We start from the raw sequence: 19,712 nt of genomic DNA, 5'->3' as shown, positions 1-19,712 counted from the left end.
AGATAAAAATATAATTTTTCCAAAATTAAGTGTTTTATGAAATATTTATAGAATAAGTGAAAGAAAAATACACTAGATTATGATAAAATAAATATGAGGTTATTAAAGTGGAAAATTTAGAAATATTAAGTCCTAAGATAGATCTTGTATTTAAAAGAATATTTGGAAATGAAAAGAATCCAAGAATATTAATATCATTTTTAAATGCAGTAATGGATCCAATAGATAAAATAACAGAGGTTAAGATAGAAAATTCCAATATAGAAGATGATGATGAATTTAGTAGATTAGATATAAAAGCAAAGACAGATAAAGGTGAGCGCATAAATATAGAGATAGAAATAAAAAATGAACATGATATGATAAAACGAGGCTTATATCATTGGAGCAAAATGTATGGAGGAAAAGTAAAACATGAGCGATATGATGATGAATTAGTAAAAACAGTATATATAAATATTTTTAATTTTAAATTCTTTAGATCTGAACAGGCGCATACTTGCTATAGAATGAAGGAAATAAAAACTAATGAAGAGTTCACAGATATGCAAGAACTACATTTTATAGAGTTACCTAAAATACCAAAGGAAGATAGAGAAATAACAGACATATTTTCAGCTTGGATGGAGTTTATAGAAAATCCAATAAGTAATAATTTAAAGAAAATGGAAATGGAAGTAGAAGAAATTAAAGAAGCAAAAGAAGAATTAATGAGGATAAGTGCAGATAAAAAAGAAAGAGCTTTATATGAAGAGAGAAAGGTGTTAATGCTAAATAAAGTTAGTAAATTAGAAATTGATGAGAATAAATAGCTATAAAAGAAAAAGTCAGCTTATATAGCTATAAAAATAATGTAAGTATAAAATGAATATCTAGTGCAACAGGATTATATTATAGAATAAATAAATTGAGATAGAGTTACAGGATTTCAGGAAACTGGAATCCTATTTTATTAAATAATGATTAAAGATTTTAGTTATATTTATTTAATAATATATAATTAACCAAAGGAATTCGGAATATATTTGGTATTATTTAGGGGAGTGTGTTTTAAAAAGATAGATTTAAAATATATAAATCAAGTAAGCATGTGTAATTAATAAATAGGAGAGTAAATATTAAGGCGTTAAAAAGGAATAATTGTGTATTGGCTGGAAAGATACTTCACAATATTGACCTAGATTCGGATGTTGATATAATATAGATTAAAATTAGTTAAACACAATTAAGAAAAATAAAAAGTTTTTATAGGAGGAGAAATGAATAAAAAATATATTTATGAAAGAGCAGTATTAATAACATATGGATTATTATTTTATTTTTTATTAATAAATTTTGAAAAGCTATTAAAAGGATTGGGAGTATTAAGTAGTGTTTTTTTCCCAATTCTACTAGGCGTAGCTTTTGCATTTATTTTTAATATACCAATGAGTTTTTTAGAAAAAAAGATTAGTAAAATATTAAATAAAATATCTTTGAAAGAAAGAACAAGTTTTATGATAAGGAGGAGTGTATCATTAGCTATAGTTATTATAGTATTTATAAGTATAGCTATAATAACTATGAATATACTTATACCTCAAGTAGTACAAAGTATGTATTCTATAATTGAGAAAATACCTACAACTATCAAAGAACTAGAAAATTTCTTTAGAGTTAATATTAAAAATACGTATTTATTAGAATGGATTGCTATGAGATTAGGACAAGTTGATAGTAACATTGTTAATATATTAAATAATGTTGCTCAAGCTATATTAAATAGTATTATTGATATTACTTTTGGAGTAACAACTACCATTTTAAATTCAATAATAGGTATAATAATAGCTATATATATTTTATTGGATAAAGAAAAGCTAAAGAGTCAACTTAAGTTAGTTATATATAGAATAAGCAATGATAAATATAGTAAGATGTTAACTTCAATATTAAAGTTAACTTATTATAAATTAAGGAGATATATTGGAGGACAAGCAATAGATGCAACGATATTATTTATAATGATATTCATTACAATGACAATTTTTAAGATGCCTTATACGCTATTGATAAGTTCAATCATAGGGGTATCTGCTATAGTACCTATATTTGGGCCTTTCATAGGAGCTTTAATTTCAATATTAATAATGTTTATTGGCGGTTATAATAATATAGGATGGTTTATTGTATTAGTAATAGTTATGCAACAAATTGAAGGAAATATAGTTTATCCAATAGTAGTTGGGAGTTCAATAGGATTATCATCATTAAATATTATAGTAGCAGTTATAGTATTTTCAAGCTTATTTGGGATCTTAGGAATAATACTAGGTATTCCTTTATTTGGAGTATTTTGTGAGATACTATCTAAATATATAAAAAAAGAGTAGTACCTTAATATTTTTATATATTTAGATAGCCTAAAAATTAATTTATTTATAGGATATTTTTTAAATTTAAATTCTTTCACAATATTTATAATAAGTTATATTTTTAGTCCTAAAATTTCTATTGAGGTTAAAATATGTAGCGTTAAAAAGGTTGATTTTCAATTTTTTATTATGTTACAGAAATTATTAATTGAAATGGGGGAATTAATGTAATGTTTTGTAAAAATTGTGGAAAAGAAATTGATGATAAGGCAGTAGTTTGTATTCATTGTGGAGTATCAACTAATTCAGTTCAAGATAATGGTGGATTTGGTTGGGGAGTTTTAGGCTTTTGTGCTCCAATAGTTGGAATTATATTATATGCTTTTTGGAAAGAGACAAAGCCTAAATCTTCTAAAGCTGCTGGAATAGGTGCTTTAATTTCAGTTGGAGCTGGAATTTTATTTTATGTTTTAATGTTTATAATAGGATTTTTATCGTATTAAATTAATATTAATTTAACATGAAATTTATAATTAAATATCTTCCAATAATTTTTGGTTGTCATTGTAGAGCTGATAGATCTTTTTATTTTAAACATAGAAAGTTTCCAATTTGTGCACGTTGCACTGGAGAACTATTAGGTATTATATTATCTATTTTTTTATATAAAATTTATAGTCTTGAAATACTAGTTAATATATTTTTTATTTTACCAATGTTAATAGATGGTTTTTTTCAATTATTAACTAAATATGAAAGTAATAATATTAAAAGAGTAATAATAGGAATTTTATTTGGATATGGATTTTTTAATTTATTTTTGAACTCTATATTTTTCACAATATCATTAGGGAAATATTATGCTAGATTGTATAAATAATCTAAAGTACATAATTTAAGCTATTTATAAGTTTTTATTTTAAAATTTTTCATAGAATATTATAGACTATTGAATTAATAGCAACTAATAATTATAAAGATATTAAAAAGTTAAAAGTGCTAAAACATATAAAGATACTATTTCGTAATAGTCATTATGAAATAGTATCTTTTTTATATAAGTTTAATTTTAGACTTTAAATCATTATTTTTTAGTAATTTAATAGGGTATAAATTCTTAAAATTGTAAACTTTTATTTCTTAGTGAAAAGTTTAATAAATAATTAGTGAATCAACAGAGAGATTATATTATTTAAATTTGTGTTGAACAATACTTTATTGTAGGAAAAAAGGCGATGATTTTATTGAATCATTTTTTATAATAATTGCCTGTGCTTATATGGAAGTCATATATTTTTAAAAGAAAACTTGAAAAAAATTTAATTTCTGTTGGATTGTGAAGAGGAAAAAGGAAGAGAATTATAATATAATTGATAGTATTTTAAGAAAAATTACAAAATAAAATATTTAATGGAATATATAATGATTATAATAAATTAAAATATTGTATAAGGTAGATATATTATGATATTATTATATAAAATATACTTAGGAGGAATTATTATGAATTTGTATGATTTAATTGAAAAGAAAAAGAGAAAGAAAAGAAAAAAAGTTATAAAAGCAACAGCGTTATCAACGATAGCAGGAGGTGCAGTTGGTGTTTTATCAGGTCTATTATTAGCACCTAAATCAGGAAAAGAAACTAGGCAAGATATAAAAGAAAAAATTGATGATTTTAAAAATAGTACTGTGGAAAGAAAAGAAAATTTTAAAAGAAATATTAGTGAATCAAAAAATAAAATAAAAGATTATTTAAAAGAAAAAAATAAAGAACTAGATATAGAAGATAATATTTATAATAGAACTGAAGAAAAGAATATATGTGAAGAGATAGAATAGGTATAGAAATGTATATAAGTTTAAATGAGATGTTTATAGGGATAATTTATTTATTGTTAATAGCTTTAATGATAATTGGGATTATAGTTTTAATTAAATTTAATAAAATAATGAAAAGTATTTATGAATTAATAGATATTAACAAAAATAATATAAATAGGACATGCAATGAAGCGCCAATAATAGCAGAGAATATTAGCGAGATAAGTGAAAATATGAAAGGGATAAGTGAAGTTGCTACAGATTTTACAGCTGATATAATTGTAACTAAGGAAAATATTTCAAATAATTTTGAAATATTTAGTGATATTTTAAAGATAATTAAATCTATCTTTTTTAATTAGAAAATAGATTTAATAAAGGCTTTAAAATAAATAAAGAATTTGAAAATAGTAGTATTTAATATGTCAAGTAGTATATAAACAGATAGTTTTTGCTATCTGTTTTATTTTTGTATTTAGAATACCACAGGTTCGACCTGTGGTTCCAAAAAGCTTCTAGCTATGAGTGAATAAAAAAATACCTCATTTGGAAATAATAGTATGGGTTTGCCAGCCAAGCTATAATACCAAAGGAGGTATGTTCAAATTGAACAATAACAGTTTAGCACATAGTAAATGGAATTGTAAATATCATATAGTATTTGCGCCCAAATATAGAAGACAAATAATTTATGGAAAGATAAAAGCAGATATAGGGAAAATTTTAAGAAAGTTATGTGAGCAAAAAGGTGTAGAAATAATCGAAGCGAATGCGTGTAAAGATCATATTCATATGCTAGTAAGTATTCCACCAAAATTGAGTGTATCTCAAATTATGGGATATTTAAAGGGAAAGAGTTCCATACTTATTTTTGATAAATATGCTAATTTAAAATATAAGTATGGAAATAGAAAGTTTTGGTGTACAGGATATTATGTTGATACAGTAGGTCGCAATAAAAAAGTTATTGAAGAGTATATAAGAAACCAGATACAGGAAGATATAGCATATGAGCAACTAAGCCTTAAAGAGTACATCGACCCGTTTACGGGTGAGCAAGTAGAAAAAGGCAAGAAGTAGACCCATTTAATGGGTAGCCTGTGAAAATAATGCGGTTGGCAAACTGTTCAGTGTGCGAGTAGCACAGCCAGTAACAAAGCCTTATAGGCGTAGTGCAAACCACCCGTTTTACGGGTGGTCATGATTTTAATTATAAATTAAGGTTGATAAATGATATGTCTTTAAAACTAGAAGAAATAAATAAATTAAGATAGAAAATAGGATTTCAGGAAACTGGAATCCTATTTATTTAGGAACTATTTAATATAGACTAGTTGTAAAATTAAATTGAAGTAAAAAAAATCCATAGTGATTTTTCGTGTTAAAATTGAATTTGCAGAAACAATTCACGAAAGGAAATCACTATGGACACTAAAGAGAATATCACAAATACAAAGAAAAATAAACACTTAAGTTTACAAGAAAGGTGTTTTATCGAAATAAGATTAAAAGAAGGTTGGAGTGCTTATAAAATCTCTAAAAGTATTAACAGAACAATAAATACAGTGCTTAATGAAATTAAGCGTGGATCAGTAAAGCAAATAAAAAATGGAATAGAGATTACAAGATACTTTGCAGAAGTAGGTGAAAGAGTATATTATCAAAATCGTGAAAATTGCAAGGGTAAATATAAACTTCTAAAATGCTCTAAATTTATAGATTATGTAACTAATAAAGTATTAAAAGATAATTGGTCATTAGATGCCTGTACCGGCGAAGCTTTAGCTTCTGCTCGTTTTAATAAGGATGAAATGGTCTGTACAAAAACACTTTATAACTATATAGATCTAGGATTTATATAGATTAGTAATAGTAATTTACCTATGAAGTTAAGAATTAATAAACGTAAAAACATTGTTAGAGTAAATAGAAGAAAGCTTGGTAGAAGTATTGAGGAAAGAGATAAGTCAATAGAGACAAGGGAAGAATTTGGGCATTGGGAGATAGTGTCGAAGGACTAAAAGACAAAAAAGACAATGTTCTTTTAACTCTAGTAGAGAGAAAGACACTAAATTCGATCCACAGGAAGATAGTTGCTAAAATAGCTGATGCGGTGGACAAAGTATTAGAAAGTATAAGAGATGAATTTGGTAGTAAATTTAGTGAAGTATTTAAAACAATAACTTCAGATAATGGATCTGAAATTTCAAACCTTAGTAATATAGAAAATGATTGTTCTACTAAGGTATATTTTACGCACCCTTATTCATCTTTTGAAAAAGGGTGCAATGAGAGGCGTAATGGACTAATAAGAAGATTTATACCAAAAGGAAAAGCTATATTCCAATATACTATTGATGAGATATCTCGTATTGAAGATTGGATTAATACTCTTCCTAGAAGAAAGTTAAATTATAAGACAGCAGAAGCTCTCTTTGATCAATATCTAGATGCTATTTATTCAATTTAACAAAAATAGTTCAATTTGATATTGCAATTTAGATATTAAAATATAGAAAAATATATAAAATTGGAATAAAATGTAGTATAGTATAATAAAAGGTAATGATGAGAATCATTACTTTTTTTGTTGTATAATTAGCTATTATAATTTCAAGAAAGAAGTATTTATGGATTTATGGGGGGAGTATTTTGTCTAAAAAAAATAAAAAAATTACAGATGAAAGGAAAGCTAAAAAGAAGATTAAAGTTAAAAGTAGTAGAAAGTTGATGGCTGGTAATAAAAAAAGATTAACCATAACTCAAAAAATATTACTATTTCTTATTACAATTACTTTAATATCTAGTCTTTCATTGGCTATATATTCATCAGTAATATCCTATAAAAATGAAACAGGTAGGGTTAATGAGGTTTTAGATCAAACAAAGGGATTTGGGAAAAGTTTAACTAGTAAAACAATTGTTGATTTCGAGGATTTAATATATTCTTTAGAAAATGGGATAAAAGATAAGGATAGAGCAAGTAGTTTTATAGATTCATTTATGAAAAATAATTCAGCTGTAACCTCTATAGCTGTCAAAAATGAAAAGAATGAATTTATAACATATTCAGGAGGCTTAAGTAGAGCGTACATAGATGGATTAACCTTTGTTGAAGGTGGGTCAAGGGGAGTATCTTGGTCTAACTCTATAATATCAGGTGATAAAGGTTTTATTACTATTAAAGTTAATATAAATAATAAAGATTATTTTCTTCAGATTTCAACATCAATTTTTCAAGATCAAATTGATGTAATAAATATAGAAGGGATAGAAGTCGATTTAACCGATAGTTTTGGAACAATAATTGCAAGTAATAATAAAGAAAAAATAGGCACAAAAATTAATGATGAGCTTAGTAAAATAATTGATCAAGATAAAGAAGTAAATGAAGTTGCTATAGGTAATAATGAAAAAATATTTACTTATCATAAATTCACAAATGATTTTAAGTTAACAAGTGCATATGATAAGGGTATTTTAATGAAAAGCATTATTATAAATATAGTATCTACGTTAATACTAACTATAGTATTTTCTGCTATTATAATAGGTATTGCTTCTATTATAATAAAAAAATATTTGAATGCTATAATTGATATAAATAATATGAGTAAGTCAATGGGGAAAAAAGATTTTACTCAAAGATCAAAGATAGATTTAGATGATGAAATTGGTGATGCTATAAAGGAATTAAATAATTCTTTTGATATTCTTACAAAAGTAATGAAGGATAATATTTCTTTATCAGAAGTTTTAACTAAGAACACTACAAAGATAGATGAATCATCTAATGAAATGTATGAAGCTTCTAAGCAAGTTGCTACATCTATTGAAAATATTTTGGTAGTAACACAACAACAGGCCAATAGTATGACTAACATATCCAATAATATCAGTGCTTTAGGAGATTCTATAAAAGAAGTGTCTAAAACTATTGATGTGTTGAATAATTTATATTCAGTATTAAGTACAAATGCGAAAAGTAATAATGAAGGAATGCAAGAGTTATTAGTAGACAATTCAGAACTTCAAAAGTCTATAGGGGATTTATCTAAAGACATATTAGATATATCAGTAAGTATGAGTAAAATAAATGATTTTGTAAATATAATAGATGACATAGCAAACAGTATTAATTTAATATCTATCAATGCATCTATAGAAGCTGTACATGCAGGAGAGTTTGGAAAAGGTTTTGCTGTAGTTGCAAAGGAAATTAACAATTTAGCAGAAAACTCTAAAGGGGCAACTGAGATAATAAAAATTACAACATCAGATATTCATAAAAAGATAAATAGAACGGTTGAAATATTGGAGCAGACGAGAAATGTTTCTATAAAAGAAAGTAATAGTGTGAAAAATACTGTTGATTCATTAAAAGTTATAAGTGATGAGATTATGGTTATGAGGAGTGCTATAGAGTCTATAATAAATTCTAATAGTATCGTAACATCTAAAAAAGAGGAGATATTATATATAGTGGAGAGTAGCGCAGCTTCAATGGAAGAAATTGCAGCTACAACAGAAGAAATTACAGCAATAACAGAAGAGCAATTTGGCTCAACAGAAAAAATATCAAATATGGCTACAAAGCTAAAAGAATTAGCAAAAAAGATGGAAGAAAGTATTGGAGAATTTAAGGTATAATTAAAACTTTTGATGTATAATATAAAAGGAGTATTGCAATATTTACAATACTCCTTTACCTATTACTTAATATGATGTATATTTTTGATTTTACAGTTTAAATATATAATTTTATAGTTATAATGATATTAATAGGTTTTACAAAATAAGGAGGGCTTTATGAACGATTTAGCAAAAAGTATAAGAAACATTATGGTGATATTTCTTTTTTGCTTTATAGCATTAATATCATATATAGCCTATTTTCAAGTGTTTAAGGGGCCTGATATAGCAAATGATTCAGGAAATAAAAGACTTTGGGCGAGAAGAAATGAAATTTTAAGAGGAACTATATATGATAAAGATGGAAATCCACTAACTAATAGTATCAGATTAGATAAGTTTAATCAGAGCAGAGAATATGTATATGGAGATTTATATGTTCATGCATTAGGATATATAGATGAAAGATTTGGAATTACTGGTCTAGAGGAAGAATATGACGACGAGTTATCAAAGTACAGTAGTTTTTCAAATGGAATTAGAAATCTACTAAAAGATTATGATTTAAAGAAAGCATTTGAAAATAGAAATGAAGAGAAAGTAGGAAATGGTATAGTAACTACATTAGACTATAATCTTCAAAAAGTAGCTTATGATGCAATGGGAGATTTAAAAGGAGCTGTAGTTGCATTAAATCCAAAAACTGGTGAAGTATTAGCTATGGTGTCAAAACCTACATATGATCCGACTAATTTGGAGCAAGCTATAGAAGATGCGAATACTGGTGTAGATATAGAAAGCAAGTTATTAAATAGAACAATAAATGGACTATATCCTCCAGGATCTGTATTTAAAACAGTAACATTAGCTGCAGCTCTAGAAAATGATCCAAGTATAACTGGAAGAAAATTTAATGATACAGGAAAAATAACTTTTAATGATGGTACAGAACTTAATAATTATATGAAGCAAGCTCATGGTAATTTAGATCTACAGATGGCATATAGAGTTTCAAGTAATGTAGTTTTTGGAACACTAGCAATGGAAATGGGAAATGAAAAGTTGAAGGAAGTAGCAGAAAGATTTGGATTTAATTCTAGAGTGCCAGGTATAGGAATGTCTATTTCTGAAAGTATATTCCCTTCTTTGCAAGATTATGAATTAGGAAACATAGCACAAAGTGGGATAGGTCAGGCAAGTGTATTATCAAGCCCAATGCAAATGGCAATAGTAGCCGCAACAGTTGCAAATGATGGAGTGCTTATGGAGCCTAAGTTAGTAAACAAGATAGTAGATAAGGATGGAAATACAATTAAGGAAATGCCAAGTAAAACTCTAAAAAGTGATGTTATTTCAAAGGAAATAGCAAGTACAATAAAGGATTATATGGGGTATCTAGTTTCTAATAATATATATAGATGGCCAGCTTTTGAAGGAACTAATGCTGGAGGTAAAACAGGTACAGCAGATTATATGTTAGATGATGGCTCAGAAGGAGTACCTCATGGATGGTTCATATCAGCAGCTCCATTAGATGATCCTAAAATTGCAGTTGCGGTAATAGTAGAAAAAGGTGAGAATGGTGCAGGTTCAGCAGCTAATATAGCTTCACAAGTTGTAAGGGCAGCTGTTATTGGGGAATAATAAAGTAAAAGGTCGAGAATTTATTTCTTGCCCTTTTTTTTCTACAAAATTTTAGTTTTTACTTTTATTTTCTCACTATTTAACTTTTACCTCATATATTAAAATAAGGACTTAATTCTTATACTTTCTTTCTAGAAAGCTAAATAACTTCAGAGGTAAAAAGGAGATTTTAGACTATGTTTAGAGTTAAACAATTAGATGTTGAAGGATGTTACTTAATAACACCAACTGTTTCTATGGAAAGCACTTGTGATTTAATTAAAGTTTTTAATGATACTCAATTTAATATATATGGATTAAGCACAGAATTTAAGGAAGAATATTATGCAATAGTAAAGCCTGGAGTTGTAAGAGGAATGCATTTTCAGTTACCTCCAGAAGAACATGATAAACTTATAACTTGTATAATAGGAGAAATACAAGATGTAGTAGTTGATTTAAGAAAAGAATCTAAAACTTATGGAAAGTACACTATGGTTGAGTTAAACGAAGATAATAAGAATCTGATATACGTTCCAAGCGGATGTGCGCATGGATATTATGTAAAAGGTGAAAAGGATACTTTAATTTATTATAAAGTAACAAAACAATTCGTAAAAGAGTTGCGGGGGGGAATACATTGGAGTTCTTTGAATATTCCTTGGGATTTTGACGATGAAGTTGAGGTTGAAAGTGAAGATAAACTTTGGCCTAAATTTGAGGATTTTAATTCACCTTTTTAATAACGAGTAGTTAATAATATGTAATGAATAATTAAGGGATAAACTTATATAGGATATTATTCCTTAATTATTGATTATTGACTATCAGAGTATTAATTGTAAAGAAATTTCCTTTGTTTACTTTCTTATATAGTGATAAAATTTATATTACAAGAAATGCAATTGAAGGGAGGAGTTTGATGTTTGATTTTGATTATCATCTTAAGAATTTACCAGAAAAACCAGGAGTTTATATAATGAAAAATTCTCTTGGTGAAATTATTTATGTTGGTAAGGCAAAAATTTTAAAAAATAGAGTGAGAAGTTATTTTCAAAACTCAAAAAATCACTCAGAAAAAGTTAGAGTTATGGTTAAAAATATTTCTGAGTTTGAATACATAGTAACTGATTCCGAAATGGAAGCCTTGATTTTAGAGTGTAATTTAATTAAAAAACATAGTCCGAGATATAATATAGCATTAAAAGATGATAAGTTTTATCCCTTCATCAAAATAACTACAAATGATGATTATCCAAGAGTATTTGTAACGAGAAAATATGCAAAAGATGGAGCAAAATATTTTGGGCCATATACAAATGGAACTGCTGTTTATGAAACAATTACTTTGATTAATAAAATTTTCCCGATAAGAACCTGTAAATTATTAATAAATGAAGGTGGGGAAAAAGTTAGGCCGTGTTTAAATTACCATATAAAAAAATGTGTTGCACCATGTGCTGGATATGTAACAAAAGAACAATATGGAGAAATGATTAATGATATCATGGATATACTTAATGGTAAGGATAAAACAATAATAAAGGCTTTAAAAAGTGATATGGAAGATGCATCGATGAATCTTGAGTTTGAAAAAGCAGCTAAGTATAGAGATAAAATTCTTGCTATTGAAGCAATAGTAGAAAAACAAAAGATATTTAAAACTATGGAAGGCGATGAAGATTTTATAAATATATATCAAGATGAGAAGGATAGCTGTATCCAAGTGTTCTTTTCTAGGGATGGGAAGGTTACTGGACGTGAACATTTTATTTTTGAAAATACAGCAGATGATAAAATTGGAGAAGTGTTAGAGGATTTTATAACATCCTTTTATGGTGGGACAGCTAAGATCCCTAAAACAATTTATTTACCAGATATAGATGACTCAGAGTTAATAGAGGACTTCTTAACTATAAAAAGAGGTGCTAAGGCTTGGGTTAAAATACCCCAAAAGGGTCAAAAGAAAGATATGCTAGAGATGGTTAGGAATAATGCTAAAATAACTTTAGAGCAATTTAAAGATAAATTCCTTCAAGAAAAAGAAATAAATAGAATATCTTTAGAAGAATTACAATATTTATTAGATCTAGATGAAGCTCCTTTCAGAATAGAGGCATATGATATTTCAAATATACAGGGTGTAGATTCAGTTGGAACAATGGTTGTATTTGAAGAAGGAAAATCTAAGAACAGTGATTATAGAAGATTTAGGATTAAATCTGTAAAGGGAGCTAATGATTATGATAGTATGAGAGAAATATTAGAAAGAAGATTTTCTCATGGATTAGAAGAAATAAAAAAGATTCAAGAGAGAAACTTAAATTTTTCAAGTGGTAAGTTTTCGAGTTTCCCAGATCTTATAATGATGGATGGTGGAAAGGGTCAAGTAAATGTTGCTTTAGAAGTTTTAGAAAAGTTGAATATAAATATTCCAGTTTGTGGGTTGGTTAAAGACGATAAGCACCAAACAAGAGGGATTATATATAATAATAAAGAGCTTATAATAAATAGAAGCTCAAACTTAATGCAAATGATTAGAAGAATACAAGATGAAGTGCATAGATTTGCTATTACTTATCATAGAACATTAAGAGATAAGAGAACGTTACATTCCATACTTGAAGATATCCCCAATGTAGGTGAAAAAAGAAGACGAAACCTACTTATGAAGTTTGGAAGTGTTGAAAATATTAAAAATGCAACTTTAGATGAATTATTAGAAACGCCAAGTATAGATAAAAAAGCAGCTCAGAGTATAATTGATTACTTTACAACTAAGGAAAAATAGTGACAAAATGGTTACAATTTAAGTATTATATATAAATATGCATTTAATGGGTTGTTTATTCAAGAATTTTAATTTATACTATGAAAAGATATTACTACGTGTATTTTATAAGGAGTTAGGTATGAATAAATATAAAGTGTTTGAAGACTTATTTAAAGAATTTTACAAAAGCGAAAATATTATTCTTGATGCAGAAATGAAAAATTACGTTCACTTTAGAGTAGGCGGACCAGCGGATATCCTTTTAATTCCAGAAAAGAAGGAAGAAGTTATAAGAACAATAGAGATTTGTAAAGAAAAAAACATACCTTTCTACGTAGTTGGAAATGGATCTAACTTATTAGTAAAAGACGGTGGAATAGAGGGCGTTGTTATAAAGTTAAATGAAGTGAAAAACATAAAAGTTAATGGAGATATAGTTGAAGCCGAGTGTGGAGCTATGTTAAAAGATGTTTCTAATGCTGCTTTGAAAAGTTCTTTAACTGGATTTGAATTTGCTTGTGGAATTCCTGGAACTGTAGGTGGGGCTGTATTTATGAATGCCGGTGCATATAATGGTGAGATATCAAATGTAATAGAGAGCGCAGAAGTCATTAATAATGAAGGTAAAATATTAACTTTATCAAAAGATGAACTTGAATTAGGATATAGATCTTCTGTAGTAATGAAAAAAAATTATATTGTTTTATCCGCAAGGTTCAAATTGCAAAATGGTGATGAGAAGGAAATTAAAGAGGTAGTTGATGATTTAACTTGTAAGAGAGAATCAAAACAACCATTGGAGTATCCTTCTGCTGGAAGTACATTTAAAAGACCTGAAGGATATTTTGCAGGAAAGTTAATACAAGATGCTGGACTAAAAGGGTATAGTATAGGCGGAGCAGCGGTTTCTGAAAAGCATTCAGGATTTGTAATAAATAAGAATGGCGCTACGGCTAAAGATATATTAGATTTAATAGCATATATACAAAGTGAAGTAAAAAGGCAATTTAATGTAGAGTTGCATCCGGAAGTTAGAATAATAGGCGAAGATAAAAGATAAATATAATACGATTAAAAGGTTCAAGAGGATTCTTGAGCCTTTTTATTTTAATAAGCATCTATTTAATGTGAGATTATTTAAAAATAAGTAAGAGGTTATTGACAATTGAAATATGGTATAATATACTATATTTAAAGTTAAATAAAAATATATTATATTTTAAGGGGTGCGTGATTTATGAGAAGGTTTTATATTAAGGAGAGGCTATTTTCAATAGGAGCTAAATTTGATATTTTAGATGAATATGACAATATAGTATTTATTGCAGAGGCAGATAAATTTGATATAGGGAAAAATATTAGCATATATGATTCTAATAAAAGAAAAGTTCTATATATGAGGCAACAAATAAGGTTAGGAGCTCATAAGTATATTGCTTATGATGAAAATATGAGAGAAATAGCAACTATAAAAAAAGAATTTATGGTGCCAGAATACAATATTACAGGAACTGTAGGTACAATGAGTATGGAGTCAAATAGCATGTTAGGAAGGCACTATACAATAAAAAAGAATGGCGTAGATATAGGAAAAATTGATAAAGAGCTAACTTTAGGAAGAGACAGATATTCTTTAGAAGTATTAGATGAAAGCTACAATATATTTTTTATAGGGTTATTAGTAATGATAGATATGGTAAGGTTTCATAGTGATAATTAAAAATAAATAGTGCCAATATAAGTCTAATAAAATATTATGATTAATAAAATATTATAAAATTTAATAAAGAGAGGGAAATAATAATGGCTCATGAAGTAGATTATGAAATTTTAGGGAATGAAATGCAGTATGTGGAAATAGAACTAGACCCAAGAGAAACTGTGGTTGCGGAAGCGGGAGCAATGATGATGATGGATAATAGTATTACTATGGAAACAATTTTTGGAGATGGAAGTCAAAAATCTCAAGGAGGCTTCTTGGGGAAAATTGGAGGAGCAGCCAAAAGAGTAATGACTGGTGAAAGTTTATTTATGACATCATTTACAAATTCGGGAGTTTTAAAACAAAAGGTAGCCTTTGCAGCACCTTATCCAGGAAAAATAATGGCAATGGATTTAAGAAAATTTGGTGGTAGATTAATTTGTCAAAAAGACTCATTCCTATGTTGTGCAAAAGGGATTAGCGTAGGAATAGCATTTACTAAGAAGCTAGGAACAGGATTCTTTGGTGGAGAAGGGTTTATATTACAAAAGCTAGAAGGGGACGGCTTAGCTTTTATACATGCAGGTGGAACTATTGTAAAGAAAACACTAATGCCAGGAGAAACTATAAAAATAGATACAGGTTGTTTAGTTGCTATGACTCAAAATGTAAATTATGATATACAATTTGTAGGTGGTTTCAAAAATGCTGTATTTGGAGGAGAAGGATTATTTTTTGCAACATTAACTGGTCCTGGAGATGTATGGATTCAAAGTTTGCCATTTAGTAAATTAGCATCAAGAGTATATTCAGCTGCGCCACAAAATATGGGGAAATCAGTTGACCAAGGAAGTGTTCTCGGGTCATTAGGAAATCTCTTTGAAAATTAGTTCTGGAATATTTAACCTTATGTATATATAATTATTTTAAGTTGTTAAATAAATTAAAATTACAACAATAAATAATAAAGGGGGATAGTCCAGAAACTGGACGAAAAAATGAAGTTTAATGTTAGAGATGAAGTTAAAAGATTAGGAAAATACGTAGCAGGAAAGCCAATAGATGAAGTGAAAAGAGAATTTGGAATAGATAGGGTCGTCAAGCTTGCATCTAATGAGAATCCTTTAGGAACTTCGAATAAAGTTAAAAAACTGATGACTGAATTAGTAAATGAGATGAATATGTATCCAGATTCATCTTCCTATGATTTTAAGCAAGCTTTAAGCTGTAAGCTTGGAGTAAATAAGGATATGATATTTTGTGGGGCGGGATCAGATTCTTTAATAAATGTAATATGTGAAGTATTTTTGGATAAAGATGATGAAAGTATAATTGCGGAAATTACTTTTCCTAGATATGAGAGCAATACAATTCTTATGGGTGCAAAACCAATAAAGGTTCCATTAAAAAATAATGGGTTAGATTTAGAAGCTATGGTGGATGCGATAACAGACAAAACAAAGTTATTATGGTTATGTAACCCTAATAATCCAACTGGAGGTATGTTCACTAAACAGGATTTAGATAAAGTATTATATAAAATACCAGAAAATGTAATTATAATAATGGATGAGGCTTACTATGAATATGTTAATTCAGAAGAATATCCTGATTCATTAGAATTATTGAAGGTATATCCTAATATGATAATATTAAGAACTTTATCTAAGGCTTATGGATTAGCTTCGTTAAGATTTGGATATGGAATTGCTAATGAGGAAATAGTAGATTATATTAATAGGGTTATAAATGCATTTGATGTTAATTTATTTGCTCAAAGGGCAGCAGTTGTAGCTATAGAAGATGAAGAGTTTATAAATACTGTTAAAATCTTTAATAAAGAGCAAAGAAATTATTTAACAAAGAAATTTAATGAAATGGGATTAGAATGTATAGAATCGCAGGCTAATTTCATAATGGTTAATGTAAATGGTGATGATAAACCAATACATGAATATCTATTAAGACATGGATATATAATAAGGCCAGGATACTTACTAGATATGCCTGGATGGATAAGAGTGAGCATAGGGACTAAAGACCAAAATGTAGAGTTTTGCAAGTTACTATATGATGCTATAAAAGAAAGAGATAAAGAATAGTTTCAGTAGAGAAGAGTGATAGCTTTTCTCTATTTCTATTTTAAAATAAAAGTAATTTAAATTTTCATATAGTTAGTTTTCTATATATAATAGATACATAGTTAGGTATAAGTATAATATTTATTATAACTTATATAAATAAACTTGATATGTTATAATTTAACTATATAATTTTTGAATTATAAAAGGAGGCATTATCATGAGATTTATAATAGTTACAGGACTATCAGGAGCAGGTAAAACAGAAGCAACAAGAAGCCTTGAAGATATGGGATACTTTTGTGTAGATAATCTTCCTCCAAAGTTAATACCAAAGTTTGCGGAAGCCTGTGTTCAAAGCCAAGGAAAAATAAATAAAGTTGCATTAGTAATAGATATAAGAGGCGGAATTTTCTTTGATGATTTATTTGAAAGCTTAAATTATCTAAAAAAACAAGATTTTAAATATGAAATACTATTCTTAGATGCAACAGATGAAGTATTAGTAAAAAGATTTAAAGAAACGAGAAGAAGTCATCCATTAGCACCTGGAAGCAGAGTTATTACAGGGATTAATGAGGAAAGAAATAGACTAAGAGAAGTAAAAGACAGAGCAGATATAATTATAGATACATCAAAATATGCAATTAGAGATTTAAGGGAAGAAATGAATAAAAATTATGGAGATGTAAAGCAGCCAGAAAAGCAACTTTCTGTAACTGTATTAAGTTTTGGTTTTAAATATGGAATACCAGTTGATTCTGATTTAGTATTTGATGTTAGGTTTATACCAAATCCATTTTACATTCCAGATCTTAAACCATATTCAGGTAATGATGAACCAGTAAAAAAATATGTTCTTGAGCAAGAAGAAACTAAAGGTTTTATAGAGAGAGCAGATGATATGTTGGACTTCTTAATACCTAATTATAAAAAGGAAGGAAAGAGGCAGCTTATAATATCTGTTGGTTGTACAGGGGGAAGACATAGATCTGTAGCTATAGCTAATGCTTTATATAAGAAACTATTAGAAAGAAATTACAATGCTTCTGTTGAACATAGAGATATAAGAGAAGATGTGCATCAAGGAGCTAAAAAGCTATGAGTATAAAGGATTGGTTGAAACCAGGAGTTAGAATTAAAAGATGGCTTTTCTTTGGAATATTTGGGATTCTTTTAATTGCATTTGGATTCACAGAATTAGCAGTACGAAGAGTATATGATTTTTATTATAAAATATTTTATATATTTTTAAATATAACAGGAGTATTTGTTATATATATATCTGTTATAGAAAGTATGAAGTCAATAATAGCGCTTACAAATAAAGGATACATTCACTTATCATTAGATAGTAGAAAGATGGAGAATCTTATATATGAAAAGAGATTACTAGTAAAAGGACCTAAAATTGTAGTTGTTGGTGGTGGTACAGGGTTATCAACTATGCTAAGGGGACTAAAATACTATACATCAAATATAACTGCTATAGTAACAGTTGCTGATGATGGAGGAGGTTCAGGTGATTTAAGAGAAGATTTAGGTATGCTACCGCCTGGAGATATAAGAAACTGTATATTAGCGCTTGCAGATACAGAGCCACTAATGGAGGAATTACTTCAATATAGGTTTCCAGATGGAAGATTAAAAAATCAAAGTTTTGGTAACTTATTTTTAGCTGCTATGGATGGGGTAAGCGATAATTTTGAAGATGCTGTCCAAAAAATGAGTTCTGTATTAGCTGTAACTGGAAAGGTGTTGCCAGTTACGTTGGAAGATATGAAATTAATTGCAGAGCTTGAAAATGGTAATAAAGTAGTGGGAGAATCGCAAATTCCTGATGAAGTATTAAGGCAAAATTCAAGAATAAAAAAGCTGATGATAGAGCCAAAGGATGCAAAGCCATTGGAAGATGCTATAAAAGCAATATATGAAGCTGATGCAATAGTATTGGGACCGGGAAGTCTATATACAAGCATAATACCAAATTTATTAGTAAAGGATATTTCAGAAAGTATAAGGAAAAGTGATGCAATAAAGATATATATATCTAATATAATGACTCAGCCGGGAGAAACTCATGGATTTAAAGCTTCAGATCATATAAAGATATTAAAAAAGTACGGTGGAAGAGGAATTGTAGATTATGTGATTGCTAATAGAGGAGATATTCCAGATGATATAAAGAAAAGATATTCATTAGATAATTCTCAATTAGTAGAGTTAGATTCGAAAGAAATAAAGAGTCTAGGAGTAGATGTAGTTGAGGCTTCTTTAGCCAAAATAGAAAAAGGTTATGTAAAGCATGATTCAGAGTATTTAGCTGAAGTTTTAGTAGATACAATAATGGAGAAGAAGTTGCTATATGATAGAAAGAAAATAATAGAATATATGTATGTATCTCAAAGAATTAAAGAGAGAGATAAAATGAATAAAATTAATAAAGGTACTGTACCAAAATAAATTTTGATATTAGCTGATACAAAGGGAAGTTCTAATTCGAGCTTTCCTTTTTGCGTATATAATAAGTAATAAAATAAATTGCTATTTAAGTTTAAAAGATATTTTAAGTAAGTAAAATCAATGGTTTAAAAGGGGGTCGCGAAACGCGACCCTCTTTATAAAAATAAGAGATTAAATTTTATATTAAATAGATTTAAGAGACTACTCATTTTTAAAAGCAATATATTGTAATATTAATGCATAATATGGAAAAATATATA

At 27.6% G+C, this 19,712-nt stretch carries 17 protein-coding genes and 1 pseudogene; all 18 read left to right on the top strand.

The window, feature by feature from the left end:
- Positions 1-107 precede the first annotated feature (107 nt).
- The 18 genes and pseudogenes from NSA50_RS14345 to NSA50_RS14260 all read left to right on the top strand — a co-directional run bounded on the left by NSA50_RS14345 (position 108) and on the right by NSA50_RS14260 (position 19,452).
- Complete coding sequence (locus NSA50_RS14345; RefSeq protein WP_257446052.1) at positions 108-812, top strand: Rpn family recombination-promoting nuclease/putative transposase; 705 nt, start codon at positions 108-110, stop codon at positions 810-812.
- Positions 813-1,259: 447 nt separating this feature from the next.
- Entirely contained in the window at positions 1,260-2,372 is a 1,113-nt protein-coding gene (locus NSA50_RS14340; RefSeq protein ID WP_257446049.1) for an AI-2E family transporter, read from the top strand.
- A gap of 212 nt (positions 2,373-2,584) precedes the next feature.
- Entirely contained in the window at positions 2,585-2,857 is a 273-nt protein-coding gene (locus tag NSA50_RS14335; protein WP_257446046.1) for a zinc-ribbon domain-containing protein, read from the top strand.
- Positions 2,858-2,874: 17 nt separating this feature from the next.
- Positions 2,875-3,234, top strand: coding sequence for a DUF2085 domain-containing protein (locus NSA50_RS14330; protein ID WP_257446043.1), 360 nt, complete (start codon positions 2,875-2,877; stop codon positions 3,232-3,234).
- Positions 3,235-3,857: 623 nt separating this feature from the next.
- Complete coding sequence (locus tag NSA50_RS14325; protein ID WP_257446041.1) at positions 3,858-4,196, top strand: YtxH domain-containing protein; 339 nt, start codon at positions 3,858-3,860, stop codon at positions 4,194-4,196.
- Between the two features lie 8 nt (positions 4,197-4,204).
- Positions 4,205-4,540 carry a hypothetical protein gene (locus tag NSA50_RS14320; RefSeq protein ID WP_257446039.1) on the top strand — a complete coding sequence of 112 codons (336 nt, stop codon included), beginning with the start codon at positions 4,205-4,207 and terminating at the stop codon, positions 4,538-4,540.
- A gap of 244 nt (positions 4,541-4,784) precedes the next feature.
- On the top strand, positions 4,785-5,258 hold the full coding sequence (tnpA, locus tag NSA50_RS14315; protein ID WP_374940976.1) for an IS200/IS605 family transposase: 474 nt from the start codon (positions 4,785-4,787) through the stop codon (positions 5,256-5,258).
- A gap of 344 nt (positions 5,259-5,602) precedes the next feature.
- Positions 5,603-6,648, top strand: a pseudogene (locus NSA50_RS14310) (IS30 family transposase).
- A gap of 182 nt (positions 6,649-6,830) precedes the next feature.
- On the top strand, positions 6,831-8,828 hold the full coding sequence (locus NSA50_RS14305; RefSeq protein ID WP_257446035.1) for a methyl-accepting chemotaxis protein: 1,998 nt from the start codon (positions 6,831-6,833) through the stop codon (positions 8,826-8,828).
- Between the two features lie 159 nt (positions 8,829-8,987).
- On the top strand, positions 8,988-10,454 hold the full coding sequence (locus tag NSA50_RS14300; RefSeq protein ID WP_257446033.1) for a peptidoglycan D,D-transpeptidase FtsI family protein: 1,467 nt from the start codon (positions 8,988-8,990) through the stop codon (positions 10,452-10,454).
- 176 nt (positions 10,455-10,630) lie between these two features.
- Positions 10,631-11,176 (top strand): dTDP-4-dehydrorhamnose 3,5-epimerase family protein, encoded by a 546-nt coding sequence (locus tag NSA50_RS14295; protein WP_195264428.1) that lies wholly within the window; start codon positions 10,631-10,633, stop codon positions 11,174-11,176.
- A 179-nt stretch (positions 11,177-11,355) separates the two neighbouring features.
- Complete coding sequence (gene uvrC / locus NSA50_RS14290) at positions 11,356-13,224, top strand: excinuclease ABC subunit UvrC (RefSeq protein WP_195264427.1); 1,869 nt, start codon at positions 11,356-11,358, stop codon at positions 13,222-13,224.
- Between the two features lie 121 nt (positions 13,225-13,345).
- Positions 13,346-14,266, top strand: coding sequence for a UDP-N-acetylmuramate dehydrogenase (murB, locus tag NSA50_RS14285; protein ID WP_195264426.1), 921 nt, complete (start codon positions 13,346-13,348; stop codon positions 14,264-14,266).
- Positions 14,267-14,443: 177 nt separating this feature from the next.
- Positions 14,444-14,926, top strand: a complete 483-nt coding sequence (locus NSA50_RS14280; protein ID WP_195264425.1) for an LURP-one-related/scramblase family protein — start codon at positions 14,444-14,446, stop codon at positions 14,924-14,926.
- Positions 14,927-15,009: 83 nt separating this feature from the next.
- Complete coding sequence (locus tag NSA50_RS14275; RefSeq protein ID WP_257446029.1) at positions 15,010-15,798, top strand: TIGR00266 family protein; 789 nt, start codon at positions 15,010-15,012, stop codon at positions 15,796-15,798.
- Between the two features lie 108 nt (positions 15,799-15,906).
- The gene (hisC, locus tag NSA50_RS14270) at positions 15,907-17,010 is read left to right on the top strand and encodes a histidinol-phosphate transaminase (protein ID WP_257446027.1); all 1,104 of its coding nucleotides are present in this window, start codon (positions 15,907-15,909) and stop codon (positions 17,008-17,010) included.
- Positions 17,011-17,209: 199 nt separating this feature from the next.
- A complete protein-coding gene (gene rapZ, locus NSA50_RS14265; protein WP_195264422.1) occupies positions 17,210-18,094 on the top strand; it encodes an RNase adapter RapZ in 885 nt (294 codons plus the stop codon).
- The gene (locus tag NSA50_RS14260; RefSeq protein WP_257446024.1) at positions 18,091-19,452 is read left to right on the top strand and encodes a gluconeogenesis factor YvcK family protein; all 1,362 of its coding nucleotides are present in this window, start codon (positions 18,091-18,093) and stop codon (positions 19,450-19,452) included. Before rapZ ends, NSA50_RS14260 begins: the two co-directional genes overlap by 4 nt.
- The last annotated feature ends 260 nt before the right edge of the window (positions 19,453-19,712 follow it).

It is taken from the genome of Clostridium mucosae (genome assembly GCF_024622765.1).
Taxonomy (GTDB): Bacteria; Bacillota; Clostridia; order Clostridiales; family Clostridiaceae; genus Clostridium.
The sequence above is the reverse complement of the archived record's forward strand: the minus strand, read 5'-3'. Positions and strand labels throughout refer to the sequence as shown.